This is a genomic window from Microvirga sp. HS2 (assembly GCF_055792805.1).
This window is the reverse complement of sequence record NZ_JBVVAJ010000001.1, coordinates 14,470-41,433: the sequence shown is the minus strand read 5'-3', so window position 1 is coordinate 41,433 and position 26,964 is coordinate 14,470. Positions and strand designations below refer to the sequence as shown.

Sequence of the window (26,964 nt, the reverse complement as noted above, 5' to 3'; positions counted from 1 at the left end):
CGATAGAGCCAAGGTAAGAACGGCGGATCCGGGAATCAAGCAAGGGCTATCTTCCCCTCACGCCGCTTCGATGAGGGTAAGGGCCGATTCCAGTTCGGGTTCCATCAGCTCGTGGATGACCGGCCCCGCCGTCCAGACCAGGAAGGTGCGGATGCGCTTGTCCGGGTAGATCTCCGCGAGCAACGTCCGGTAGAGCGCGAGCTGGGCGACATAGCTCTGGGGGGGCTTCTGCCCGGGCCTGGGGGCACGGGCCGTGGTCTTGAAATCGGCCACCAGAACCTCGCGGTCCAGGACCGCAAGGCGGTCGATCTGGCCGGAAACCATGAGTGCTCCATCCGCCGTCGACACCTTGCCCGCAATGGGCGCCTCCGCCCGGGAGCCCGGCCCGAACAGCGCCTTCAGGTCCTCATGCTCCAGGACGCCGAGGGCGTTGGCGATCACCGCCTCGCAGATCTCGGGGGCGAGCCGGGGGGCCCGGGCCCGCACATAGGCCCGCGCGAGGGCCTCCCGGTGCTCCGGGCCCAAGGCGGGGAGGCGTTCCAGCAGGGCATGGACCAGGGTGCCCCGCAGCCGCGCCTCGGGGGCATAGGGGCCGTCTCCGGGCCGGGTCATGCGCTCGGCCGCTCCCAGGGCGCTGGAAGGACGAATCGGCGGCAAGGGTTCGGGCTCCGGGCGCACCGGCAGCCTCAGCCAATCCGGTACCTCGAAGGGCTCGAGCGGCACAACATCCGATTCGGCCGCGAGGGTGCGCGCGAGCGGCGAGCCTTCGCGCCAGAGCTCGATGGGGCCATAGGGAGCTTCGCTGCGCTCCAGGCCACCGGCCTTCTCGACGAGCCCATGGCGGATCATCTCGCACCAGGCCTCCTGCGGCGAGTCCTTGCGCCCCGTGAGATAGGGCGCGATCACCAGCCGGTCCTTGGCGCGGGTCATGGCCACGTAGAGAAGACGATTGTGCTCCTCGTAGCCCTTGGCGTGCAGGAGATCGCGCGCCTCCTCCATGACGCCGCAATCGGCGCTCTTGCCGGGAGCCCAGACGGGAATCGTATCGCCGATCTTCGTCTGCAGCTGCAGCAGCGGCGGATCGCGGCCGAGCACCTCGCAGCCGTCGATGAGAATGACGATCGGCGCCTCCAGGCCCTTGGCGCCGTGCACCGTCATGACGCGCACTTCGTTGTTCACGGAATCGAGATCGCGCTTGATGGTGTGCGATGCGGATTCGAAGCGGTTGATGAAGACGGTGAGCGAGGGCGTCTCCGTCATCTCCGACTGATGAGCGAAGCAAAGGAACGCGTCGATGGCGTCGCCCGCTTCGCTGCCCAGCCGCGCCACGAGCTGCGAGCGTCCGCCGCGCGGGCCGAGCAGGGTGGCGAAGAAGCCGAAGGGGCCATGTTGCCCCGCAAGGTCGCGCCAGGCCTGCAACGCCTCGCAACCGCGCTTCGCCTTCGCGTCGCCCGCTTCCGCGTGGCGGTGCAAAGCGGCATGCAGCGACTCGTCGTCCGCGCGATCGGCGGCGATGCGAATGAGATCATCGTCGGTGAGGCCGACGAGCGGTGATTTCAGCGCGGTCGCGAGCGTCAGGTCGTCGTCCGGCAGCAGAGCCGCGCGTCCCGCCGCCACGAGATCGAGCACGGCGATATGCTCGCCGATATTGAGCCGGTCCGCGCCCGCCACGGGCACGCCTGCTTCCTTCAATGCGCGGATCACCGCCTCGAAGGCCGCGCCGCGCTTGCGCACGAGAACGAGCACGTCGCCCGCACTCCAGACGCGGCCGTTCTCGTCGCCCTTGCTCGTCCAGCATTTCACCGCCTGCGCGACGCGACGCGCCACGACGACGGGCGGCGATTGCTGCTCAGGCTCGTCGACGGGAAGAACCCAAGCTTCGGGCTCCTCCTCCTCGGCGGGCGTCTCGGTCGGCCAGAGTTCCACGAGGCCCGGCGCATGCGGGCGGGCGCTCTCGTGCACCGTGCCGATGGCCTTGTCCTCGAAGGACAGGCCCTTGAAGTTCTTCTCGACCGCGAAGGTGGCGTCCACCGCCGAGAGAACGGCTTTCGTGGAGCGGAAGGACATGGTGAGAGACACGTCCTCGAAGTGAAGCTCGGCGTTTCTCGCCTCCTTCATCCAGCTCTTGCGCGTCAGTTCGAATTCGAGAGGAACCGCTCCCTGGAAGCCGTAGATCGATTGCTTGGGGTCGCCCACCGCGAAGCGCGTGCGGATGCGCCCGCCTGATGCGCCTTCGCCTGCGGTGAAGTCCTCCGTGATCTTGCGCAGGATCTCCCATTGCTGCGGGTTCGTGTCCTGCGCCTCGTCGATCAGCACATGGTCGATGCCGCGATCGAGCTTGTAGAGCACCCAGGCCGTATCGCCGCGCGAGAGCAGCGCCAGCGTCTTGTCGATGAGATCCTGGAAGTCGAGGGCGCCGAGCCGCATCTTCGCCTGTTCGACGCGGTCGTGAATCTCGGCAGCCAGCAGAAAGAGCGCCCGCGTGCGTTCGAGCGCACGCGCGGCCTTGCGCTTGTCCATGAGCCGCCAGAGGCGGCTTTGCTCGTCGAGCAGCCGCTCCTTTAGTGCGGGATCCACCGACTTGGTGACGAGGCGCGATTCCGCGCGCGGCAGGCCGTCGGATTCCTTCAGGAAGACGGACAGATAATGCTTGAGCTTCTCGGCAGGATCGCTTGCCTCCGCCGCCGCGATGAAGGAGGCCGCACGCTCCTGATCGGTGGCCTTCCCGGTCATCAAATCCTGTGCGACAGCCGGCCAACTCTCCGGCGCAAAGCCGCCCTCCAGCATCGCCTGCTCGATGCCCGCAAGCGTCTCGTCGCCCGTCAGGCCGAGCTCCCGCTGCAATCGCGCGATGCCCGTGGAATCGTGGAGGAAGGACTTGCAGCGCAGAGCTGCGTTGAGCGCGGCGGTGAGTGCATCGCCCACGGCATCCACGCTGATGATGTCGAGCGCGTCCTTCAGGTAAGGGAAATTGCCGTTCGAGGCATCCGCCAGCACGTTCTTCACGGCCTGCGCCAGCATCTCGTCGGTCTGGCTCTCGTCCAGAACGGCGAAGCGCGCCGGCACGTTGGCCTCGAACGGCACGAGATGCAAAAGCCGCTCACAGAAGGCGTGAATGGTATCGATCTTCAGTCCGCCCGGCGTTTCGACGGCGCGCGCGAAGAGCGTGCGGGCGAGCTTCACCTGTTGGCGCGTGGGCTTTGCGCCTTCGAGTTCCGTGAGTTCCGCGACGAGGCTCTCCTCGTCCATGGTCACCCAGCGTCCCAGCCGCTCGAACACGCGGATCGCCATGTTGGCGGCAGCGGCCTTGGTGAAGGTGAGGCAGAGAATGCGGCCAGGCAGGGAGCCGGAGAGCAGCAGGCGCACGACCCGGTCCGTGAGCACCTTCGTCTTGCCCGCGCCCGCGTTCGCCGACACCCACGCGGATGCGCGCGGGTTCGCGGCGCGCCGCTGCGCGTCCTTGGTGTAATCGGGAATGACGAGATCGTTGCTCATTCGCCGCCCTCGGCCCCACCGGCGCTCGCCAGCGACCATTCCTTCACGCGCGCCAGATGATCGTATTCGGAGAAGCGCCGCGCATATTTCGGGAAAGGCCGCGAGACGTAAGCCGCCTCGCCCTTCACGAAGCGCGCGATCATGCCCTCGAAGCGGCGGCGATGTTCTTCCACGATCTCGGGCACCGAGCGCTCCTCGTCCCGTCCTGGCTTGATCTCGCGCGGCTTGATCGGCTCGCGTCCTCCGGTCGTGTGGACATAGACGAGATCCGGCGTCTCCTTCGCCATCGCCAAGCCTTTGAAGGCCCCCTTCATCAGCATCATCGCTTCCAGCGTCAGCTGCGGCGAAAAGCCGGCATAGACCTCGCGCACGCCCGGCGGCTGGCCCGTCTTGAAATCGATGATCGTGAAGCCGCCGTCCCGACGCTGTTCGATCCGGTCCGCGCGGGCGCGAAGATTGAAGACGGAACCGTCCGGCATTGGGATCGCGAGCCTGCCCGAACGCTCGGCATGGACTTTCGCAATGTCGGGACGGCGCATCTGTTCCCAGTCCACGAACGCGATGGCGAGGCGCTCGAAACGGGGCCACCACTCCGCATAGAGCTCGGGATAGGCTTCCCTGATCTCCGTGAAGGCCTCCTCGCCGAGATCCAAGAGGATCTCGTGCGCATGAGCCGGCAGGTGTTCTGGAAAGCGCTCGGCGAATTGACCGACCACGTCATGGATGATCGTGCCGCGCTCCGCCGCGCTCGGCGCGACCGCGATCGCCTCCAGCGCGTCGAGCTTGAGAACGTGGCGCGCGAAGATCGAATAGGGATCGCGCACCAGCGTCTCCACTTCCGTGACGCTCAAGGAGCGCGGGAAGAGAGCGGGGTCGGGCTTGGGGCGCGGACGCGGGAGCGCAGGCGCCGGTTCCGGCGTATCGAGAGTGCGCGCGAGGCGGCGGTAATACTCGCCTGCCTTCACCATGCCCTCCCACACCTCCTTGCCGGTGAAGGCCTTGAGGCGCTGCAGGAAGCGCGAGGGCACCATCGGCGAGCCGTCGCGTTTGTGTGCGCGGGTGATCACCACGTCGTGCGTGCCGAGCGCCTGCACGAAATCATGGGCCGTCTGACCGATGCGCCGCTCCGGCGGCATCAGGCCGACGCGGGCGCGCATGGGCCGATTGAGGAACGCGTCCGTGACCGTGCGCGGCGGCCAGGTGCCCTCGTCCAGGCCGCCGAGCACGACGCGGTCGACGGTGAGGAGACGCGCCTCCAGGAGGCCGAGGATCTTCAGGCGTCGATGGGTGGAGCGCGGGGAGGGGCTCAGGGAGCGCTGCTTGGCGAGCGCGGTGAAGAAGGCAGGGTAATCGACGAAGCGGCCGACGAGCGGATGGCCTTCCTCTTCCCGGATGTCGGAGTTCTCGAGATCGTCGAAGAGCGCGGCCAGCGGCTCGAGGGACGGTTCGCTGTCGCCCTCTTCGTCCTCCGGCTGCGCGCAGAGAAGCGTGAAGGCCCGCCGATGACGCTCCACGAGGGTCATGAGATCGAGGCGGTCCTCGCCATGGGCGGAGGGCGTGAAGGTCTCGAAGGTGAGGCCGAGACGCTGCAGCAGCGTGTCGGCGAGATCCCAATCCGCCTCGGTGAGACGCGCGCGTGGCCGGGGCGTGCGGTGGTCCTTCCCGCGACGGCGCGCAGCGAGCGCAGCGCGCATGCCCTCGATGCCGGGCGCAGGCGCAGGGCCGCGCAGCACGCCGATTTCGAGAATGCTGGCGGCGTGTTCGACGGTGGCGCGCGGGAAGCCCAGACGCACGAGCGGATGCGCGAGTAGCGACAGCAGGCGAACGGGGCTCAGGTCGTCGGCTGCCGCCTCCGCCGTCAGGCGCGCGAGCCGTCCGGCGGGCGTGTCGGACAACGGAATTCCCGCCGAATCCTCCACGCTCAATCCCCAGCGGGCGAGTTCCGCTGTCACGCGCGACGCCAAGGCGCGGTCGGGCGTGACGAGCGCCGCAGTCTTGTGCGGGTGAACGAGGGTTTCCCGCAGGGCGATGGCGATGGCGAAGGCTTCCTCGCGCTCGTCCGCAGCCTCGATGATGGTGATGCCGTCGCAGCCGCCGCGGCTCATGGCCAGACGCTCTTCCGGCGTGATGAGCGCCCAGCGGTCCGTGGTGTCGGCGGGACGGAGCGCTTCCGACAGCAGATGGTTGCGCGCGCGCGCCGGCTCCGGCGGCTCGCCGAGAAGGGTGATCGCGGAGCGCGGAATGCGCAGGTGCCTGTCGACGAGACGGCGCAGGGACGCCTGTGGATGCCCGTGCACCGGATCGTTGTCGTCGTCGCCCGCGCCGCCGATGGTGGCCCAGCTCTCCTCATCGAGGTCCGTGTCGAGGCCGGGAAGCACGATGGCGCCGCGCGGCAGGCGCGCGATGACGGCCATCAGGTTGGCGGTGGCGGGTACGGAACCCGTGGAGCCCGCGACGATGATGGGATGGCCCGGCCGTTCGCGGGACAGCCTTTGCGCCTCCGCTTCGAGGAGCGCCGTGCGCCGTTGCGCGGGATCGCTCGCCTGACGCTCGGCGAGAATCATGGGCCAGTTCTCCCTCGCAATCTGCACGAAGTGGCGCGTGATCTCGAAGTATTTCGAGTAGTCCGAATCGACGGCGAGTTCGAGCGCATGCCAATCGATGCCTTCCGTCGTGAAGGCATCCATCAGCGTTTCCAGATCGCCCGCCAGATTCACCGCATCCGCTGGGGAGGCTGGCACCATGAAGGGCACTTCGGGGCCGAGCTGCAGGAGAGCGCGGTCCACCTGAGCCGACCAGCGCTGCACGAGGCGGGTGAGAATGAGGCGGCGTTCCAGCGGCGGGATCGGCGGCTTCAGGCTCGCGGCCTCCGCCAGCGGCGTGCCTTCCAGCCCGGTCAGCTCGAATTCCGCTTCGTCCGTCTCGCCCAGGGGCACGATGCGCGGCAGGAGCTGGGCGCGACCTGCACCGCGCTCCGCCAGAAGCGCGATCAGCGCACGGGTGGCGCGGCGGGTCGGAACGTAGATCGTGACGTCGGCGAGCGCCGTAGGATCGTCGGCGAGCGGGCCGACGAGGCGGCCTTCAAGCAGCGCGTCCACGAGGGTCGGCAGAAAGGCGCAACCCGGAGGGATTGAAAAGACGCGCGGCTGGCTCGACACAACGACACCTCATCGCTTGTTCGCGGCAAGGCACTTTTCCGCCTCGGCAATGGTGTGAGGCTCTCCAACATGCAGCCATTGGCCTTCCAGAGGCAAGCCGTAGAGGCGGCCATTCGCGATGGCGCGGTCGTAGAAAGCGTTGGCCGAGAAGGCCCCCTCGGGCGTCCCCTTCACGAGGTCCGGCTTCACGATCGCCACGCCCGCGTAGACGAAATCGGCATGCGGGTCGCTTCCCCGGCGACGCAGACGGCCGTCCGGATCGCGATGAAAGTCGCCGTAGCCCTCGTAGCCAACACTTGTGGATAACGGGGCGACGAGCATCAGAATGTCCATGCGCTCGGGCTCCCAGGCGGCCACGAGGCGCTTGAGATTCGGCTCGCTGCCTTCGATCCACATGGAATCGGAATTGAAGGTGATGAAGGGATCATGTCCCAGAAGGGGCAGCGCCTTCTTCACCCCGCCCCCGGTTTCGAGGAGCCTGTCGCGCTCGTCGGAAATCACGATCTGCGGGGAGGTCCGGGTGCGCAGGTGCGCTTCCAGCATGTCCGCGAAGTGATGCACGTTCACCACCACCTTGCCGATGCCCGCCTCGTGCAGCCTGTCGAGCGCAAAGTCGATCAGGCTCTCGCCCGCCACCTTCACGAGCGGTTTGGGCATGCTCGCCGTGATCGGCAGCATGCGCGTGCCGAGGCCCGCGGCGAGAATGATGGCGGTATGGGGCCGGCGATGGGGAGGATGGGACACGGGAAAAATGCTCAAGCGGAAGGAGGCGGCTCATCGTCGTGCGGGATGAGCCGGGGGAGATAGTTCTCATACCAGGCCTTGAGCTTCGCCAAGGCGGGATGCGCCAGGTTGCGGATGAGATAGGCTTCGATCCGCGGCAGGTGCTTCAGGTAATGGGGCTTGCCGTCGCGCCGGTCGAGGCGGGCGAAAATGCCGAGGATCTTGGTGGCGCGCTGCGCCGCCATGATCGCGTAGGCGCGGGCGAAGGCCGATACGTCGAAGGCGGGATCCGCGCCTTTGCGCTCTCGGGCATAGAGGCCGATGAGCTTGAGTTCGAGATCGGCCGGCACGGTGATGCGCGCATCCTGGAGCAGGGAGGCGACGTCATAGGCGGGAGAGCCCAGAACCGCGTCCTGGAAGTCGATGAGGCCCACGCGCTGCAGGCCCTCGCGGTCCGCCATCCAGATCAGGTTGGGCGAATGATAATCGCGCAGGGTCCAGGTCGTCGGACCTGCGAGAATTTCACCGAGCGCCTCCGTCCAGAGATTGAGGAACTCCGCGCGCGCCGAGCCCGAGAGTTGCGTGCCGACGATGTGCGGCACGTACCAGTCGGCGAGAAGCTCCACCTCGATCAGAAGCGCTTCGAGATCGTAGGGAGGAATCTCGTGCTCGATCCCGTCCGCCACCGGCAGCACCTGCGGCAGTTCGGTGCTGTGGAGCTTGACGAGCAGGCGCGTGGCCTCCGCATAGCGCTCCGGGATCGGGCCGTTCTCGTCGGTCACGGGATCGGCGCCCAGATCTTCAATCAGCAGGAGGCCCGCATCGAGATCCTCGCCGTAGATGTAGGGCGCGCTCAAGCCCAATGCGCGCAGGCCCTTGTCCATGGCCACGAAGGCATGCACCGTCTCCGCGAGCTTCGCAATGGTCGTGTAGGGCTTGCCGCGCCGCACGGGCGGGCCGACGGGCCGGGGCGGCGAGATCATGAGCAGCGCGGTTTCGCCGTTCATCTTGATCAGCCGCTCGTAGGATCGGATCACAGATGCGTCGCTCGGCATCGGCAGGCGGACCGCATCCGACCAGCCGCAGCGATCCACCAGGTTGCGGAACGCCTTGATGCGCTGGAGCCGCGCGGCGAAGGTGCCCGTGCCGGTGAGCATGGCGACACGCCCATGGCCTCCGCGCGCGAAATCGAGACGGATGTCGAGGTGGTCGGCGTTCAGCGCGCCCTCGGCGCGTTCGGGCCATTCCACCAGTGCGATCGCGTTCTCTGTCATCTCCTCCCAGCCCAGCTCCACCAGTTCGTAGCCGCCCGAGAGGCGGTAGAAATCGGCGTGGACGATGGGGCAGACCAGGCCGTCATAGACCTGCATCAGGGTGAAGGTGGGGCTCGGGACCTCGAGTTCCGGTTCATCCGCCAGGGTGCGCACGAGGGCGCGCGCGAAGGTGGTCTTGCCGGCTCCGAGATCGCCGGAGAGGGTCACGAGATCGCCCGGTCTCAGTTCCTCGGCGAGCTTGCGCGCGAAATCCTCCGTGGCCTCGTGATCGGGAAGTGTCACGATCCACGCGGCTTGGGAAACATCCTGCTCGGACATGAGGGCCAATCCATTCACCATCGCTTGAGTCCTACTCGGCGGCTATAGGAGTTAGCGCAGATGAGACGGATCCGCCATCAGAAGGCGATTCCTGCCGCTCATTGGGGAAGATGCAGGTCACCGTGGTGCCCTGGCCCTGCGCCGAGGTGAGCTCGATGCGTCCGCCATGAAGCTCCACGAAGGAGCGCACGATGGAGAGCCCCAAGCCGACGCCCCGGTGGCGGGTGCCCAAGGTGTGGCTCTCGAACCGCTCGAAGATGCGCGCCTTGATCTCCGGCGGGATGCCGCGGCCCTGATCCTTCACGTCGAAGATCACCTCGCTGCCGCGCTTCCGGGCCGAGACCGTGATGGTCTGTCCCGGCGAGGAGAAGCCGACCGCATTGGACAGCAGGTTGAAGAGGATCTGCCGCACGCGCTTGCCGTCCGCCACGAAGGTTCCGATATCGTCCGGCGTGTCGATGACGAGGTGGAGCGAGGATTCCGCGAGCCGGTCCTCCAGACCGCGCATGGCGGCCTCGATGGTGGAGCGGATGTCCACGATTTCCGGCGTGAGCTCCAGGGATCCGGTGTCGATGGATGCGAGGTCGAGAATGTCGTTGAGGATCGCCAGCAGCGCCGCCGAGGAGCGCATGATGTGATCCGCATAATCGCGCTGGCGCGGATTGAGCGCGCCCACGGTCTCGTCGCCGAGGAGCTGGGTGAACCCGATGATGTTGGTGAGCGGCGAGCGCAGCTCATAGGACACATGGTGCACGAACTCGTCGCGAAGCCGCGAGGCGCGCTCCAGCGCCTCGTTGCGTTCGGTCAGCGCGCGCTCCACGTTCACGCTCGCTGTCACGTCGGTGAAGCTCAGGAGAGTCGCACCGTCCGGCAGAGGCTGCGCTGTGCAATCGAGCGCAGTGCCGTCACGGCGCTCGAAGCGGCACGAATGGCCCATGCGCATGTCGGCGAGGCCCACGACGGCGCCGCGAATGTCGATCCACGGCTCCTCCTGAGGCGCCAGCAGACGGCAGATCTTGATGATGGCGTCCACATGAGGATTCTGCGCGGGCATGTCAGGTGGCAGATTCCACATGTCCGCGAAAGCGCGGTTATGCAGCTTGAGGCGCCCGTCCGAACCGAACACGGCCACGCCCTCTTTCAGCGTGTTGAGCGTCTCGCCCTGAACCTGCGTCAGTGAGTTGACCTGCGAAGCGAGTTCGAAACGCTCGCTGACGTCGTCGAACAGGTAGGTCACGCCGCCTTGCGGATTGGGGTTGGTCACCACGCGCAGGGTGCGCCGATCCGGAAGATGCCACCAGGTTTCCTGTTGTTCGACGGAACGGTAGCCCGTGAGAAAATCCGCCTTCCATGCGCGGAAGTCTGCCTGCTCCGGCAACTTGCGCGCGGCGCGCAGACGATCGAGCACTTCGCCGTCCGTCGGGCGTGAGGACAGGAACGCCGCATCGAGGCCCCAGAGCTGCTGATACGCGGCGTTGCTGAAGATCAGGTGCTGAGCCGCATCGAAGATCGCGACCGCTGTCGGCAACTGATCGAGCGTGCGCACATGCGCATCCATCTGTCGCTGCAGATCGTTGCGCACGGCTTCCAGTTCGGAGACGTCCACCGCGATGCCCGCGCTGCCGCCGGATGTGGGCCGCTCGATCACGTCGAGCACGGCGCGCTGGCCTGCGACCACCGCGGTCACGCGCGCCGCATAGGTCGCTCCGTTCCTGCGCTGGCGGCTCGCCTCGTCGCGGGCCCGCTCGCTCAGGAGCTCGATGGAACGGGAGGTCGCATCGTCGAGATCCTGTGCCTCGACGGCGCGCAGATAGGCCTGGTTCGCCCAGATCAGCCTGTCGTCCGAATCGCGGATCCAGAGCGGATAGGCCACGTCGTCGAGGAGCATGGTCATGGAGCGCAGGTCGCTGCGCGCGGTCGCGAGCTCCGCCCGCGTCCTGAGCAGGTCCGCCCGGTCGCCCGTGACGTCGCGCAGGCGCAGGATCGCGCGGCCGCCGATGGTGCGACCTTCCACGTCGATGAAGCGGTCGAAGAGCGTATGCGCCACCTGCCGGAAGGCTTCTCCGCGCTGCTTGAGCTGCTCGAGCGAGGCTTCCGCCGCAGCGGCGTCGCCCGGCTGCATCCAGGTGCCGAAGGCGAGGGCCCGCTGCGCGGGAGCGCCCTCGCCGATGATGGACGGGTCGCCCTGGAAGCGCGGCTCGCTGTCCCGGCCCTGCCAGCTGACCAGCAGCTGCCGCTCGGAGCCCATGAGCAGGGTCGCGAGATCGTCCGAACCGCGCAGAGCCGCAAGCTCTTTGCGCAGAGCGCGCTCCACGCGCGCCGAGCGGCGCCGCTCGATCATCAGCAGGAGCGAGGTGATGGTGGTGAGCGAGACGAGCCCCATGAAGAGGCCGAACGCCGCCGCGCTGTGGAGATTCAGGCCATAGAGATAATCGAGGAGAGCGGAGGCCTGCTCCACGACGGAGAAGGAAGGGGCGGCGGCAAGAGCCGTTTGCGATGTCCCGGACAACAGCGTCAGGCCCAAGGACACGCGGGCGAAGCCTGCGAGGATTCCTGCCTCGTCTCGGCTGCCTGTGTTGCGTTTCCCTTGCCGGGCCATGCCGTGCGGTCCTCCCAATGCTTTGCGGCCTCAATGAAACGGCCAAGTGTGTTCATGCCTCCGGAGCCTTCTTGAGTGCTCCAGAGGAGATACCGCCTACGCATGAACGGAACTTCCGGCATGGTTTTCGAATAAAACCGCGGTATCGCCGGTCGAATCGCATTCACTCTAGACCACGCTCGACTCCGCCAGGAAGAGGGTTAACGTTGTCTTAATCTTCCTTTGGAGAAGCTGTGAGCAATTGGTGGATCGATATTGCAATCGAGACACACACATGCCGTTGCGTCATCGATATCGATTCGACGACGGCCGCATGAAAAAAGCCCGGCGCTGAGCCGGGCTTTCTGGATACTTCCGTAACGGAAGTTGCGATCAATAGCGATAATGATCCGGCTTGAACGGACCGGCCTCGGAGACGCCGATGTAAGCTGCCTGATCGGGACGGAGCTTCGTGAGCTTCACGCCGATCTTCTCGAGGTGGAGCGAAGCCACCTTCTCGTCCAGGTGCTTGGGCAGGGTGTAGACCTTGCGCTCGTACTTGCCCTGGTTCGTGAAGAGTTCGATCTGCGCGAGCGTCTGGTTCGTGAAGGAGGCCGACATCACGAAGGAGGGGTGGCCCATGGCGTTGCCGAGATTCACGAGGCGGCCTTCCGAGAGCAGGATGATGCGGTGCCCGTCGGCGAACTCGATCTCGTCCACCTGCGGCTTGATGTTGGTCCACTTGAGGTTCTTGAGGGCCGCGACCTGGATCTCGTTGTCGAAGTGGCCGATGTTGCAGACGATGGCGCGGTCCTTCATCGCACGCATGTGCTCGATGGTGATCACGTCCTTGTTGCCGGTGGCCGTGACGAAGATGTCGGCGCGCGGAGCCGCGTCCTCCATCGTCGTGACCTCATAGCCTTCCATGGCGGCCTGGAGCGCGCAGATCGGATCGACCTCCGACACCAGCACCCGGCAGCCGGCCTGGCGGAGCGAAGCGGCCGAGCCCTTGCCCACGTCGCCGAAGCCGGCGACCATGGCGACCTTGCCGGCCATCATCACGTCCGTGCCGCGGCGGATGCCGTCCACCAGCGACTCGCGGCAGCCGTAGAGATTGTCGAACTTTGACTTCGTCACCGAGTCGTTCACGTTGATTGCCGGGAAGAGGAGCTTGCCGTCCTTTTCCATGATGTAGAGGCGGTGAACGCCGGTGGTGGTCTCTTCCGAGACGCCCTTGATCGAGGCGGCGAGCTGGGCGAACCAGCCCTTCGGCTTTTCCGAGAGCAGCCGCTTGATGAGAGCAAAGAAAACTTCCTCTTCCTCGGAGCCCGGCTTGTCGAGAAAGGCGGTATCGCCCTGTTCGGCGCGCAGGCCCAGATGGACCAGCATCGTGGCGTCGCCGCCATCGTCGAGGATCATGTTCGGCATGCCGCCGTCGTGCCAGTCGAACAGCTTGGCGGTGTAGTCCCAGTATTCCTTCAGGGTCTCGCCCTTATAGGCGAAGACCGGGATGCCGGCGGCGGCGATGGCGGCCGCGGCGTGGTCCTGGGTGGAGTAGATGTTGCAGGAGACCCAGCGGATGTCGGCGCCGAGAGCCTTCAAGGTCTCGATCAGCACCGCCGTCTGGATGGTCATGTGCAGCGAGCCGGCGATCCGGGCGCCCTTCAGAGGCTGCTTCGGTCCGTATTCCTCGCGCACGGCCATGAGGCCCGGCATCTCGGTCTCGGCGATCGAGATTTCCTTGCGGCCGAAATCGGCCAAGCCGATGTCTTTGACGATGTAGTCCTGAGCCATGATGGCCTCCATGCACCCGATGATTTTTCCTTGGCGCACGTCTCTACCAGAGCGGCGCCCTGGAGGCAATCAAGATATAAAGATGTCTTTATATGTCGAGGCCGGGCTCTACTCGTCCTCGCCGAACCTGCCGGCGACGAGATCGTCGATGGCCTGGAGGCAGGCTGCCGCGTCGGGGCCCTTGGCGGTCACGGTAATGGTGGTGCCCTGGGCCGCGGCCAAGGTCAGGAGGCCCATGATGGAGCGGCCCCCCACGGTCTCGCCGCAGCGGGTCACGGTGACGTCCGAATCGAAGCGCTCGACGGTCTGGACGAACTTGGCCGAGGCACGGGCATGCAGGCCCCGGCGGTTGACAATCGGAAGCTCGCGGGCCTCGGCTCCCTCGGGCACAGGAGCGGGGGGACAATCCTGGTCGAGGGGTTGATCCATGGTTCTTATTTTCCCGACAGAACGCGCGAGGCGATGTTGATGTATTTCCGCCCGGCCTCCTGGGCGTGCGAAACCGCGTCTCCCAGCGGCTCCTCGTCGCGCACGGAAGCCAGCTTGATGAGCATGGGCAGGTTGATCCCGGCGACCACCTCGACGGAGCCGCCATTCATGCAGGACAGGGCGAGATTCGAGGGGGTACCCCCGAACATATCGGTCAGGACCACGACGCCCTGGCCCGAATTGACCCGGCACACGGCGGCCATGATGTCCTTGCGCCGTGTCTCCATGTCGTCGTCGGGGCCGATCGTGATCGTCTCAAGCTGCTCTTGAGGACCCACCACATGCTCAAGCGCGGCTCTGAACTCCGTCGCGAGCTGCCCGTGGGTGACGAGCACCATTCCAATCATAATGTTCCAGGTCCGAACGCTCCGAGAGCGGAGCCGCTATTTTGTGCACTGCGAAGCCAAGCGCAAGAGCATTGAGAGGAAAAGTTCATCACAGTGTCACGACCGTGTCGCAAACACCACTCAGGCGCCCCAGGGCGATGCTTGCGAAGCTTGCCCCGGCTCGCATGCGGATGCGAGGGATCATGACGCCGCACAGAACAATGTTGCCATCGTCCGCTTCCGGGAAGCGCGGCGGGTCCTCGCTCAGGTCGATCACAAGGCGGATGACGGCGGCGGGCTCATAGGGCTGGCGGGTGATCCCCAGGCCATGGATCTCGAGATGTCCGGCGAGAGGCTCCACCGGGCTTCCCAACAAGCGTCCGTGCTCGGCGCGGAGACTGGTTCTGTCGTCGCTCACGAGGCAGCCGAACCGACCGCTCTGGAGCGCGTGAAGCACCATTTCCCGCGCCAGGGTCGACTTGCCGGAGCCGGACCGGCCCCGGATCAGGACGCCCGCCTCACCGATGACGACGCAGGAGGCATGCACGGTTTCGGGCGTGCTCAAGGCGTCCTCTCCCCCTGAGCGGTCCGGGCCTGGCCCTGCCTGCCTGTTTCCTTCCTGCCCTGGTCTTTCCTGCCCTTCGGATGCTCGGCGGCCGGAAGGCGGATGACGAAGCGGGCGCCGAGCCGCCGCGGCTCGCCCTCCTCGTCAGGGGGGCCGAGGCGGTTCTCGGCGCGGATCGTGCCGCGATGGGCCTCGATGATCTGGCGCGAGATGGAAAGCCCCAGGCCCGAATTCTGGCCGAAGCCCTGCTCGGGGCGGTCCGTGTAGAAGCGCTCGAAGATCCGGTCGAGGGCATCGGGCTCGATGCCGGGGCCGCTGTCCTCCACCAGGATCTCGACCCCGGCCTTGCGCCGCCTCAGGGTCACGCGCACCGATGCGTTGGGCGGCGAGAAGGAGCGGGCATTGTCGATGAGATTGTTGAAGACCTGACCGAGGCGGCTGTCGTGGCCGAGCACCAGGAACGCATCGCGGCCGCGCGTATGGCTTTCGATGGTGAGTTCGATGAGCGGATCGTGCTCCTGCCGGCGCTCGTTGGCCACCGACACGACCGCTTCGAGCAGGCGGGCCATATCGACGGGTTCAGCGTCTGCGCGGGCAAGCTCGGCGTCGAGGCGCGAGGCGTCGGAAATGTCGCTGATGAGGCGGTCGAGGCGCCGCACGTCGTGCTGGATGATCGACATGAGCCGCTCGCGGGATTCGTCGCTGCGGGCCAGCGGCAGGGTTTCCACGGCGCTCCGCAGGGAGGTGAGCGGGTTCTTCAGCTCGTGCGCCACGTCCGCCGCGAAGCTTTCGATGGCGTCGATGCGGTTGTAGAGCGCCTTCGTCATGTCGCGCAGGGCGCCGGAGAGATGGCCGATCTCGTCGGAGCGGTTGGTGAAGTCCGGGATCTCCTGGCGCGACTTGGTGCCCCAGCGGACGCGCTCCGCCGCTTCCGCCAGGCGGCGGACGGGACCCGCGATCGCGCCGGCCAGGAAGAGCGAGAGGACCATCATGACCACCGCCGCCACCAGGAACACCTGGAGCAGGGCGAACCGCTCGGAGGCAATGATGGCGTCGATGTCGCCCTCCTGCGTGGAGAGCAGCAGCACGCCCTGGACGGTGCGGAAACGCTGGACCGGCACGGCCACGGAGACGATGGTTTCGCCGCGGTTGTTGACGCGCACCACGCTCGATTGCTGGCCGGAGAAGGCCTGCTGCACCTCCGGCAGGGATTTCCCGTTGACGGGGCCCGCCTCTTCGAGGACGGGCCGTTTGGTGCGCCGGAACATCTTGCGCACGCTGTTCCAGGTGCGCTCGATGAAGCTCGTCGTGTCCTCCACGTTGCCGACCGGCGGCAGGTCCATGCGCAGGATGTCGCCGCGGGAATAGAAATTGCGGGAATCGAGCAGGAGGAGGCCGTCGCGGTCGAAGATCCGGGCGCGGGTCTGGGTCGGCGTCACGAGCCGCCGCAGCAGGGGCGCGACCCGTTCCGGGTTGATGGAGAATTCGAGAGAGGAGAGGCTCTCGTCGTGCAGGCGCTCCGTCTCGCCCGCCTGCATCTGCAGAAGCTGGTCGGGGTCGAGGGTGATGGTGTTGGTTTCCACCGTCGCCGAGCTGGCGATGGCGCCGGCGATGATCTCGCCCTGCGTGAGCAGGCTTTGCACCCGGGCTTCGATCAACCCTTCCCGGAACTGGTTGAGATACAGGAAGCCGACGAGCAGGGCCACGAGGCCCGCGAGGTTGAGCACCACGATGCGCCGGGTCAGGCTCGATGAGGCGCGTTGCGAGAGCATGCGGCCGCAATGTTTCAGCCGCGCCAGGATGCCGCGAGGAGCAGGCGGATCGTCTGTCGCCGCCTCGGCGTGGATGGGATCAGCCTTCATGCCACTTCATTCAGGTATGATCCGAAAGGGTTTCGGACCATACCCGTCTTTCCTGGTTGTCCCTTGCCTTCGAGGGGCAAGTCCTGCAGGCATCAGGCTTCCTTGAAACGGTAGCCGACGCCGTAAAGGGTCTCGATCATTTCGAAACTCTGGTCAACCGCTTTGAATTTCTTGCGCAAGCGCTTGATGTGGCTGTCGATCGTGCGGTCGTCCACATAGACCTGATCGTCATAAGCCGCGTCCATGAGCGCGTTGCGGCTTTTCACCACGCCGGGGCGGGTCGCCAGGGCCTGGAGGATCAGGAACTCGGTGACGGTGAGCGTGACGGGCTCGCCCTTCCAGGTGCAGGCATGACGCTCCGGATCCATCTTCAGCTGGCCGCGCTCCAGGGCCTTCGGATCGGTTTCCTTGGGAACGCTCTGGTCCTTGGGCGCGAAACGGCGCAGCACCGCCTTCACGCGTTCCACCAGAAGGCGCTGAGAGAACGGCTTCCGGATGAAATCGTCCGCGCCCATCTTCAGGCCGAACAGCTCGTCGATCTCCTCGTCCTTGGAGGTCAGGAAGATCACGGGCAGGTCGGACTTCTGACGCAGGCGGCGCAGGAGCTCCATGCCGTCCATGCGCGGCATCTTGATGTCGAAGATGGCAAGGTCCGGAGGGGCGTGCTTCAGGCCGTCGAGAGCCGAGGCTCCGTCGGTATAGGTCTGGATGCGGTAGCCCTCTGCCTCGAGGGCAATCGAAACGGAAGTCAGGATGTTGCGATCGTCGTCGACAAGAGCGATCGTGGGCATGAACTCTTCCTTGGCTGACACGGACGAGGGTCGCGTGACGTATCGTTCGATAACGCAGACGGCCTCGAATCGTGCCCAACTGCGCCTTACTGATGGCATAATTATGGTTGCCGCAGCTCCAAGCGAGGGGCGGAACGAACGGATAGTGGTGTTTAGGAAGTTCCGGTTCAACGGGAGATGAACAAACAGGCGGCTGTTTTGTGGTCTGCCGGCCGTGGTCGATGGGGCGTATTGGGTCCCAAAAAGCATGGCAGGGCGGGGCTGCGACCCGTCAATTCTCCGAAAGAATTGCAGCCAATGTCGGAAAATCCGGCCCGATCTGCTCGGAAGGTCTAGCGTCGCGAAAAATAGAATGCCATGGAATGGCTCGGTTGACGGCTTGGCCGTCTGACCTAAACATCATTGGTTCAGGCGATTTGACGGGGAGTGACACCCGCCTTGTCTGAATGTATCAATATGACAGCCATCGGAAGGCGGCACCTCCGGCCGCCTGACCTTCGGCGACCAGGAGAAGTTTTCCGTGGATAACATCGGCGTCTTCAACAGCGCTCAAGGCGCGGAGGCTATCGGCTTCCGCAATCTCAAGAAAGTCTACTGGAACCTCGAAGCTCCCGCACTTTACGAGCATTCACTGACCCGGGGCGAGACCAGGCTCGTGAAGGGAGGCGCTCTCCTGGCGGAGACCGGCGTGCATACGGGCCGCTCCCCCAAGGACAAGGTCGTGGTGCGCGACGAGGCTACCGAGAGCTCCGTCTGGTGGGACAACAACGGCGCCATCACGTCCGGAAACTTCGATGCCCTGCTGCAGGATTTCCTCGCCCATGCCGAGGGCCGGGAGCTGTTCGCCCAGGATCTCTACGGTGGCGCTGATCCCGCCTACCGGGTCAAGGCGCGCGTCTTCACGGAATTCGCCTGGCATTCCCTGTTCATCCGCAACCTGCTGATCCGCCCGGAGATGGGCGAGCTCAGGGACTACGTGCCCGGCCTCACCATCATCGATCTTCCATCCTTCAAGGCGGATCCGGCCCGTCACGGGTGCCGCTCCGAGACGGTCATCGCCTGCGACTTCACCCGCAAGATCGTGCTCATCGGCGGCACGTCCTATGCCGGCGAGATGAAGAAGTCCGTCTTCACCTATCTCAACTACGTGCTGCCCGCGCAGAACGTCATGCCCATGCATTGCTCCGCCAATGTGGGCCGCGAGGGTGACGTGGCCGTGTTCTTCGGCCTCTCCGGCACCGGCAAGACGACCCTGTCCGCCGACCCGAACCGTGTCCTCCTCGGCGACGACGAGCACGGCTGGGGGCCGAACGGCGTGTTCAATTTCGAAGGCGGCTGCTACGCCAAGACCATCCGCCTCTCTCGTGAGGCGGAGCCGGAGATCTTCGCCACCACCGAGCGCTTCGGCACGGTTCTGGAAAACGTGGTGGTCGATCCCATCACCCGCATGCCCGATTTCGACGATGCGTCGAAGACGGAGAACACCCGCTGCGCCTATCCGCTCGATTTCATTCCCAATGCAAGCGCCACGGGCCGCGCAGGCATTCCGAAGAACATCGTGATGCTCACCTGCGATGCGTTCGGCGTCCTGCCTCCCATCGCCAAGCTCACCCCTGCCGAGGCGATGTATCACTTCCTCTCCGGCTATACCGCGAAGGTGGCGGGCACGGAGAAGGGTGTGAAGGATCCCGAAGCGACCTTCTCCACCTGCTTCGGCGCGCCCTTCATGCCGCGCCACCCGTCCGAATACGGCAACCTGCTGCGCGATCTGATCGCCAAGCACTCGGTGGATTGCTGGCTGGTCAACACGGGTTGGACCGGCGGCAAGTACGGGGTCGGCCGCCGCATGCCGATCCGCGTGACGCGCCGTCTGCTGACGGCGGCGCTCGACGGTTCGCTCTCCCGTGCCGATTTCCGCCGCGATCCCTATTTCGGTTTCGCGGTGCCGACCTCGGTGCCCGGCGTCGAGCCGCACATCCTTTATCCCGTCAAGACCTGGCAGGATAAGGCCGAGTTCGCCGAGACGGCGAAGCGCCTGATCGCCATGTTCAACGAGAACTTCAAGCGCTTCGAGGGGCATGTCGATTCCGACGTGCGCCGCGCTGCGCCGCAGATGTCGATCGCCGCCTGACGGCCTGACATCGCAACGACAAAAGGCGGCGGCTTTCGGGCCGCCGTTTTGCATTGAGGGAGTTGAATGGACGTACTCGTCATTGGAGCCGGCGTCGTAGGCTTGGCCTCCGCCCGCGCCCTGGCCCTGCGCGGCCATAACGTCATCGTCGCGGAGAAGACCGGCGGCATCGGCAACGGCGTCTCCTCGCGCAACAGCGAGGTGATCCATGGGGGCATGTATTACCCAGCGGACTCTCTGCGGGCCCGTCACTGCGTGAACGGGCGCCGGATGCTCTACGCCTTCTGCGAGAGCCACGGCGTGCCGCACAAGAAATGCGGCAAGCTCATCGTGGCGACCAACGATCTCGAGCAGGCGAAGATCGAGGGCATCTACGAGCAGGGCGTCGCCAACGGCGTCGAGGGGCTTTCCTTCCTGACGGGCGAAGAGGCGACGGCCCTGGAGCCGAACCTCTCCTGCACCGGCGCGGTGCTTTCGCGCGAAACCGGGATCATCGACAGCCATGCGCTCATGCTCGCGCTCCAGGGCGATCTCGAATCCGCCGGCGGCATGATCGCTTTCCATGCGCCGGTGGATCGGATCGCGCGGAATGGAACGGGGTGGAACGTGGTTGTCGGGGGCGCGGAGCCCGCAGAGATCGCCGTCGACGCCGTGGTCAACGCGGCGGGCCTGGGCGCGCAGGCCCTCGCGCGGACGACGGAGGGCTATGCGCCGGAGCGCATTCCGCCGCTCGTGCTGGCCAAGGGCAATTATTTCGGCTGCCTCGGCAAACCCGCTTTCTCGCGCCTGATCTATCCCGCCCCTGTCGATGGCGGGCTGGGCACGCATGTGACGCTCGATCTCGCGGGGCGCATGCGCTTTGGACCCGATGTGGAATGGATCGACCGCGAGATCTACGAGGTCGATCCGGGCCGCGCGGAGAGCTTCTATGCCTCGATCCGGCGCTACTGGCCGGGACTGCCCGACGGAGCGCTGGTGCCCGATTATTCGGGGATACGCCCGAAGCTCACGGGACCCGGCGAGAAGGCGGCGGATTTCATGATCGAGGGACCGGAGGAGCATGGGCTGTCCGGTCTTGTGCATCTGTTCGGGATCGAGAGCCCGGGATTGACCTCTTGCCTGTCGCTCGCCGAGGACGTGGCGGAGCGGCTGAGTGCTTAGAGTGGCCTGACAATTCCCTCACTGATGGCCGAGTCTGACTCAGCCATCGACGTCTTGGAACCGCAACGTCGGAAGATAGGGATCCCCGGGACGAGCCCGGGGATGACGCATACGATCAGCCCCTGAAGAACAGAAGCGTCGCGACCAGGAAGATCGGCACCAGGATGCCACCCGACCAGAGGAGATACCCGAAGAAGCTCGGCATCTTCACGCCGCCCTGACGGGCAATCGCATAGACCATGAAGTTGGGTGCGTTGCCGATATAGGAGTTCGCGCCCATGAACACGGACCCGGCGGAGACCGCGGCAAGGGTCAGGGCGCCGGTGGTCATCAGCGCCTGCGGATCGCCGCCGGCGAGCTCGAAGAACACGAGATAGGTCGGCGCGTTGTCGAGGAACGATGACAGGCCGCCGGTGAGCCAGAAATAGGCGGCGTTGTTGGCGCTGCCGTCCGGGTTCGTCACCAGGGCGACGAGGGGTGCGAAGGCACCGTCCGCGCCGGCCTTGAGCATCGCGAGCACCGGAATGATGGTGATGAAGATGCCGGCGAAAAGCTTCGCCACTTCCTGGATCGGTCCCCAGGAGAAGCCGTTCTCCAGGCGGTTCGCTTTCGGCGTGAGCGTGAGCGAGACGATCGTCACGACGATCATGATGAGATCGCGCAGCGCATTGGCGAGTTCGATCTCGGCGCCCAGCACCGTCACGCGCCCAAGGTCCATGGTGGCGCTCATGAGGATCGCGGCGATGATGACGAGGATCAGTAGGAAGTTGATGCCCCCCTTCACGCGGACCGGATTGTCGGGCGTCGGATCGGGAGTCATGTGGCCTTCCTTCCTGTAGATCACCGTGTCGATCACGAAGAACAGCGCGAGGAGGACGCCGGCGACGAAAAGCGTCTCCGGGAAGAGATGCGTGGTGGTCCAGAAGAAGTCGACGCCGCGCAGGAAGCCGAGGAAGAGCGGCGGGTCGCCGAGCGGCGTGAGCGAGCCGCCGACATTCGAGACCAGGAAGATGAAGAACACGAAGACGTGGACATTGTGCCTGCGGTCGTCATTGGCGCGCAGCATGGGCCGGATCATCACCATGGATGCGCCGGTGGTGCCGATGAAGCTCGCGAGCACCGTGCCGATGGCGAGCAGCAGGGTGTTCGTGCCGGGGGAGCCATGCAGGTTGCCCCGCACCAGGATGCCGCCCGCCACCGTGAAGAGCGCGAGAAGCAGCAGGATGAACGGAACATATTCGAGAAGCGCCGTGTGGGAGAGCGCATGGAGCGCTGTCGTCGGGCTAAGGAGGGCTGCCATGGGCACGAGCACCAGCAGGCCCCAGACGGCCGCGATCTTGCCCTGGTGATGCTCCCAGAAATGACCGGCGACCAGAGGGAACAAGGCGATGGAGAGCAGGATTCCGGCAAAGGGCAGGGCCCAGACGGGACCCAAGGCCGCCCCATCGAGTTCCGCCGCGAAGGCGGCTTGAGGGAGCACGGTCAGGGCAGCGGCTGCGAGTGCCGCGCTGGAGATGCGTCGCATGGTTCGGATTCCCCCTCGCCGGCGCTCCGGCATGTCTGTGATGTTGAGGCACGGTTTAAGGGAAGGCGTGGCCGGCCGCAACGGCATCGCCGTTAACCGGCTGTTCACCATGAGAGGAAGAGACTACAACAGAATTACAAATTATTGCTGCGCCTGGGGTTGTGGAGCCGATGTGCCGCTTTCTTGCCTACCGGGGAGAGCCGATCTTCCTTGATGAACTCGTCTGCGCCCCGGCGCATTCGCTGGTCCATCAGTCCCTTCATGCGGTCGAGGCCAAGACGGAGACGAACGGCGACGGCTTCGGCATCGGCTGGTACGGGGAGCGCAAGGAGCCCGGCATCTATCGCGAGGTGCGCCCCGCCTGGTCCGACGAGAACCTGCGGAGCCTGTGCGCGCAGGTGCGCTCCGGCCACTTCTTCGCTCATGTGCGGGCCTCCACCGGCACCTCCACGACGCGGGCCAATTGTCATCCCTTCTCCCATGGCCGCCACCTCTTCATGCATAACGGCCAGATCGGTGGATACAGGCATATCAAGCGGCGGCTCGAGGCCATGATCCCGGACGAGCTCTATGACCGCCGCCAGGGCACGACGGATTCCGAGGCGATCTTCCTCGTGGCCTTGGCCAATGGGCTTGCGGAGGAACCCGTGCGAGCCATGGCGCAGACCCTGAAGCAGGTGCGCCGGCTCATGGACGGGGCGGGCATCGCGGAGGCCCTGCGCTTCACCGCCGCTTTCACCGACGGCGAAAACCTCTGGGCCTTTCGCTGGGCATGCGACGCCAAGCCGCCGACGCTCTATTTCCGGGAGGAGAAGGGCAATCTGCTCGTCGTCTCCGAACCCATCGACGACAAGACCAAGGGCTGGCGAGAGGTGCCGAAGGGTTGCTGCCTCGTGGCGCGGACGGGCCAATCCGTGGCCGTGCATTGCCTCAACGAAGCCATGGCGCAGATCGCGGCATAGGGGCTTTCCCGGCGAAGCGTGCCGGTTCCGCGACAGGCAGAGCAGGTCTCGTCTTCAGCCGAGGATCAGTTCAGGGAGCCGCTCGCACCGGACAGAAGCGGCAGGAGAGCGCCTCTGAGCTCCTCCATCTGCCTCTGGGTTTCCGTCCGGGCGCTGTCCGCATCGGGATTGATCAAGGCGCGCAGGCGGGCGTTCTCGGCAGCGAGACGGTCGTTCTCGGCCATGAGGATCGCCACTTTCTCCTCGGCGATCCGCAGGCGCGTCTGGGCTTCGTTGCGCTCCTGCTCCCGTAGCTGCACCCGGTCGCGCCACAGACGGACCGCAGCGGTCTCCGTTTCCTTGATCATGAACGCCTCCTCGGAAGGTCGAAAGGTGACAGCCGGACCAGCCTCGGTCCGCTCGCAGCTCTATCACGGCGTGAGCGCAAAAGCCTCTCAGCCGGATCCTCGGCGCGAGATCGGCGGACAGGCGGCACATCTCTGCTCCACATTGCGCCACAGCGATTAACGGATCGTTGCCGGAACACCGGCGTGACAGGCGCTATCCCCTTGCCGCATCGCGCGGATCTGTGCTTCCGCGCGAGCGATCGTAAGGGTCAGCCATCCAGTTCCGGATAATGCCGGAAGATACCCTCCTCGTTGAAGGGGATGCGGCGGGGGCTTGCGAGGTACGCCTTGATGCGCGGCCGTCGGCCGACGGCCCTGTGCAGGGCCGCGACCCGCGGCACATCCTTGAGCACACGCCCCATGGCGTTCGGAAAAGCGTAGGACAATCCCTCGATCACCTGGAACAGGGACAGATCGGCGTAGGTGACCCGGTTGCCGACGAGATGCGCATCGCCCGCTGGATTACGGGCGAGGATCGTCTCGAACCAGTCCAGAAATTTCGGGATGCGGTTTTCGCGAAACTCGGCGGATCGCCGCAGGGCCTCGGCCCTCTGGTCCTCGTAATAGAGGCTGACCGCGACCGGATGATGCGTGTCGTGCGCTTCTGCCACGAGATCGGTGATGGTGAGCTGGATCTGATGCGTCCACAGCCCGCCTGCCGGGTCCTTCGGCGCAAGATCGTGCCGTGCGCCCAGGTAAAGCAGGATCGCCGCCGTCTGCCCGATGACGGCCTCGCCGTCCTTCAGGAAGGGTGGCGCGAAGGGCGGATGCCCGGCATGCTCGATCATTCGTATCAACACGGCGACGCCTTCCGATTCCCGCGCCGCATCGATGTAATCGGCCCCCGCTTCCTCAAGGGCAAGGCGCACGAACTCGCCACGTCCCTGGATGGTCGGCCAGTAGTAGAGTTCGTAAGGCATGGTCTGCTCCGAACTGATCCCTGCAATCATGCGTGACCGGCCTGATTCGGAAAACCCGGTCGTGGGCAAGTGCGCCAAGAAAAAAGCGCCCTTTCGGGGCGCTTTCGGTTCGGAGCGGAACGGCGCTTGCTCAGATGACGAAGAACTCGGCGTAGGTCATCTTGAGGCCCTTGGCGAGGGTGGCGATCAGCACCTGCTTGGATGATCCGGTGCCGTCCGCATCGTAGTAGAGATAGCCTTTGGCAGGATCGTAGATGATGCGGTCGCTGGCATCGTGCGCCTTGGCGCCTGTCCAGAAGGCGGAAGCCGCGAGCTTCCTCGGGCTCGAGACCGAGCCGGAGCCCAGCTTGGTGAACACAGCGTTCTCCAGGTAGATCGAGTCATAGCTCACATTGTAGTCGGCGATCTTGTCCAGGTTGGACGAGGATGGCTTGGTGCTGAACACGAAGATGTCCTTGCCCGACCCGCCGTAGAGCGTGTCCTTGCCCGCCCCGCCGTTGATCTTGTTGGCTCCGGCATTGCCCTTGATCGTGTTGGCCTGCGCATTGCCGGTCAGGTTGATCGCGCCGCTGCCGCTGGCATAGAGCTTCTCGATGTAGGACGACAGGGTATAGCTCACGCTGGCATAGACCAGGTCCGCCGTGCCGCCGGTCGACGTTTCCACGACGACATCGCTGGTGTCGTTGATGGAGTAGGTATCGTTGCCCGCACCGCCTTCGAGCTTGTTGGTGCCTGTGCTGCCGGCGATGGTGTCGTTGAACTTGGAGCCGATGACGTTCTCGAAATTCTTGTAGGTGTCACCTGCCGCATCACCGGCTGAGCCGGATTCCGTGCTGAGATTGACCGAAACGCCCCCGGTCGTCGTCCCCTTGAAGGTCAACGTATCGATGCCCTCGCCGCCGTCCAGATTGTCGCCAGTGTGTTCAGAGGGAGCGTAGACATCATTGTGGGCGGTCCCGACCACCGTGACGCTCGTTGTGCGCGCATCGACGATCGTCGTGGAGGTCAGGCCATTGCCGATCGTCTGGTCGTTCCAGGATACAGCAAGGCGGCCATCCGCCGTTTCGGAGATCGAGGGCGTTTTCTGGGAGCCGAAGCTGTCGACGGCTGCCCTTCCATTCACCTTCAGAGCAGGCCCCGCGACGCCATTCGCATCGACGATACGGACATAAACATCGCCCTGGTCACCTGCCGACGCATCCGCCGCAATATAGGCAAGTGCGAAGCCGCCACTTCTGAGAGCCGTGACGCTGACACAATCGAAATCCGAATTGGGCTTGGCTCCCGCGATGTCCACCGCGCTGACAAAGCCTCCATTCGCGTCGTAGAGACGGGCCTCGATACCCGTTGCGCCCTTGTCGACGATGACGGCAAAGGCGCCGGTCAGAGCACCGGTCGCGGGATCCTTCAGCGCCACAACGTCGCTCTTGATACCTGCGGAAACGGTCGTCGCAGCCCCGACCTGATCGCCGTCGATGATCGAGAACGAGATGCTGCCGTTCGAAAAAAAGGAAACGAGATGTTTCGTGCCACCGAGCCAAGCGACATCCGGATCGCGGACACCGGAGGCTGAGGAGACGCTCACGGCACTGCCCAACGGTACGCCCAGCGCGTTATGCTGAAGGAGCCTGATCGTATTCGTTCCGGAAATGTCTTCCACAAAGACCGTCGTCCAACCGTTATCACCGTTGGGCGCCATCTGCGCCCCATCCATCTGGACAGCCGCATTCTCGGTCAGATCGGTATTCGCCGAGCCGTCGTGATTGAATGTCTGGTTCCGTAGGAGCCGCCCGCCCGTAGTCAGGGTCTCCGTCCAGGTAATGGCGAAGCCGCCGTCGGTGCCAACGGCCGTGACATCGGCGAATTGCTGAGCGCGACCTCCGTCGAAAACGAAATGGACGCCGCCATTCTTGACGCCATTCCCGTCATAGAGCTGGAACGCGATTTTGGTGTTCTCGCGCCATGTCACCACATAACCACCGTTCGGCAGCATCGCGATGGCGTCCCGGTCGGTGCCGGAAGCCCGGGCGGCATCCTCGATGCCCCAAATCTTGAACGTCATTTCGGTCTCCTGAAACTAAGGCTGTTCGAATGGCCGCGGATCGTCGAGTGTCGAAGGGAATGGGCGGATTGCGCAGTTCGTTACCGGCGCAACTTGAGGCGCTGGGAGAGCGTGCGTTGCAAGGCCCTCGAAGCAACTTGACTATGGGCTATAGGATTCGACCCGAGGGGTCACAACTCTCCGTTCAGAGAGGTGCGACCGTTAGGAGAGGTGCTTCCCGACTCCAGGCAGAGCCGCATCCGGCGTCAGCGATTGTCCTCGCATCATGAAGGTTCTTCTCAACGACAAGGAACCAATAGACCTTACGGCCAAGCTCGACTGTGTGCTGAAGCACATGATCCAGATATCCGCGATTTGCGGAACCAGATCTTCCGTAAGGGAATGTTCGTCGGAAAGCGTTTTGCAGAAATGACTGCCTATCGCGGCGTGTCGCTGTGCAACGTC

18 protein-coding genes are annotated in these 26,964 nt (G+C 65.2%); 3 read left to right on the top strand and 15 right to left on the bottom strand.

What is annotated here, in order from left to right:
• Positions 1–57 precede the first annotated feature (57 nt).
• From addA to ACS5Q0_RS00100, 11 genes are all read right to left on the bottom strand, one after another.
• Positions 58–3,495 carry a double-strand break repair helicase AddA gene (addA, locus tag ACS5Q0_RS00150; RefSeq protein ID WP_473124576.1) on the bottom strand — a complete coding sequence of 1,146 codons (3,438 nt, stop codon included), beginning with the start codon at positions 3,493–3,495 and terminating at the stop codon, positions 58–60.
• Entirely contained in the window at positions 3,492–6,653 is a 3,162-nt protein-coding gene (addB, locus tag ACS5Q0_RS00145; RefSeq protein WP_473124575.1) for a double-strand break repair protein AddB, read from the bottom strand. The genes addA and addB overlap by 4 nt, the downstream gene beginning before the upstream one ends.
• 9 nt (positions 6,654–6,662) lie before the next feature.
• Positions 6,663–7,331: a nucleotidyltransferase family protein gene (locus ACS5Q0_RS00140; RefSeq protein WP_473124977.1), complete on the bottom strand. Its 669-nt coding sequence runs from the start codon at positions 7,329–7,331 to the stop codon at positions 6,663–6,665.
• 77 nt (positions 7,332–7,408) lie between these two features.
• The gene (tsaE, locus tag ACS5Q0_RS00135; RefSeq protein WP_473124574.1) at positions 7,409–8,968 is read right to left on the bottom strand and encodes a tRNA (adenosine(37)-N6)-threonylcarbamoyltransferase complex ATPase subunit type 1 TsaE; all 1,560 of its coding nucleotides are present in this window, start codon (positions 8,966–8,968) and stop codon (positions 7,409–7,411) included.
• A 31-nt stretch (positions 8,969–8,999) separates the two neighbouring features.
• Positions 9,000–11,567, bottom strand: a complete 2,568-nt coding sequence (locus tag ACS5Q0_RS00130) for a PAS-domain containing protein (RefSeq protein WP_473124573.1) — start codon at positions 11,565–11,567, stop codon at positions 9,000–9,002.
• 372 nt (positions 11,568–11,939) lie between these two features.
• Entirely contained in the window at positions 11,940–13,340 is a 1,401-nt protein-coding gene (ahcY, locus tag ACS5Q0_RS00125; RefSeq protein WP_473124572.1) for an adenosylhomocysteinase, read from the bottom strand.
• A gap of 108 nt (positions 13,341–13,448) precedes the next feature.
• Positions 13,449–13,769 (bottom strand): HPr family phosphocarrier protein, encoded by a 321-nt coding sequence (locus ACS5Q0_RS00120; RefSeq protein WP_473124571.1) that lies wholly within the window; start codon positions 13,767–13,769, stop codon positions 13,449–13,451.
• A 5-nt stretch (positions 13,770–13,774) separates the two neighbouring features.
• Positions 13,775–14,176, bottom strand: coding sequence for a PTS sugar transporter subunit IIA (locus tag ACS5Q0_RS00115; protein WP_370439029.1), 402 nt, complete (start codon positions 14,174–14,176; stop codon positions 13,775–13,777).
• A gap of 88 nt (positions 14,177–14,264) precedes the next feature.
• Entirely contained in the window at positions 14,265–14,720 is a 456-nt protein-coding gene (locus tag ACS5Q0_RS00110; RefSeq protein ID WP_473124570.1) for an HPr kinase/phosphorylase, read from the bottom strand.
• Positions 14,717–16,582 carry a stimulus-sensing domain-containing protein gene (locus tag ACS5Q0_RS00105; protein WP_473124569.1) on the bottom strand — a complete coding sequence of 622 codons (1,866 nt, stop codon included), beginning with the start codon at positions 16,580–16,582 and terminating at the stop codon, positions 14,717–14,719. The genes ACS5Q0_RS00110 and ACS5Q0_RS00105 overlap by 4 nt, the downstream gene beginning before the upstream one ends.
• A gap of 92 nt (positions 16,583–16,674) precedes the next feature.
• Positions 16,675–17,373, bottom strand: a complete 699-nt coding sequence (locus tag ACS5Q0_RS00100; RefSeq protein ID WP_473124568.1) for a response regulator transcription factor — start codon at positions 17,371–17,373, stop codon at positions 16,675–16,677.
• Between the two features lie 520 nt (positions 17,374–17,893).
• Between ACS5Q0_RS00100 and ACS5Q0_RS00095 the strand changes: the two genes are divergently transcribed.
• On the top strand, positions 17,894–19,504 hold the full coding sequence (locus tag ACS5Q0_RS00095; RefSeq protein WP_473124567.1) for a phosphoenolpyruvate carboxykinase: 1,611 nt from the start codon (positions 17,894–17,896) through the stop codon (positions 19,502–19,504).
• 66 nt (positions 19,505–19,570) lie between these two features.
• Positions 19,571–20,665 (top strand): NAD(P)/FAD-dependent oxidoreductase, encoded by a 1,095-nt coding sequence (locus tag ACS5Q0_RS00090; RefSeq protein WP_473124566.1) that lies wholly within the window; start codon positions 19,571–19,573, stop codon positions 20,663–20,665.
• Between the two features lie 115 nt (positions 20,666–20,780).
• Here the strand turns inward: ACS5Q0_RS00090 and ACS5Q0_RS00085 are convergent, their stop codons facing one another.
• Complete coding sequence (locus ACS5Q0_RS00085) at positions 20,781–22,190, bottom strand: sodium:proton antiporter (protein WP_473124565.1); 1,410 nt, start codon at positions 22,188–22,190, stop codon at positions 20,781–20,783.
• 170 nt (positions 22,191–22,360) lie between these two features.
• On the opposite strand from ACS5Q0_RS00085, the gene ACS5Q0_RS00080 reads away from it, so the two are divergent.
• Positions 22,361–23,152, top strand: a complete 792-nt coding sequence (locus ACS5Q0_RS00080; RefSeq protein ID WP_473124564.1) for a class II glutamine amidotransferase — start codon at positions 22,361–22,363, stop codon at positions 23,150–23,152.
• Positions 23,153–23,217: 65 nt separating this feature from the next.
• On the opposite strand, the gene ACS5Q0_RS00075 is transcribed toward ACS5Q0_RS00080, so the two are convergent.
• The 3 genes from ACS5Q0_RS00075 to ACS5Q0_RS00065 form a co-directional block, all read right to left on the bottom strand.
• Positions 23,218–23,499, bottom strand: a complete 282-nt coding sequence (locus ACS5Q0_RS00075; protein WP_473124563.1) for a hypothetical protein — start codon at positions 23,497–23,499, stop codon at positions 23,218–23,220.
• A 248-nt stretch (positions 23,500–23,747) separates the two neighbouring features.
• On the bottom strand, positions 23,748–24,458 hold the full coding sequence (locus tag ACS5Q0_RS00070; RefSeq protein ID WP_473124562.1) for a glutathione S-transferase: 711 nt from the start codon (positions 24,456–24,458) through the stop codon (positions 23,748–23,750).
• Positions 24,459–24,588: 130 nt separating this feature from the next.
• Positions 24,589–26,520 carry a calcium-binding protein gene (locus tag ACS5Q0_RS00065; RefSeq protein ID WP_473124561.1) on the bottom strand — a complete coding sequence of 644 codons (1,932 nt, stop codon included), beginning with the start codon at positions 26,518–26,520 and terminating at the stop codon, positions 24,589–24,591.
• Between the last annotated feature and the right edge of the window lie 444 nt (positions 26,521–26,964).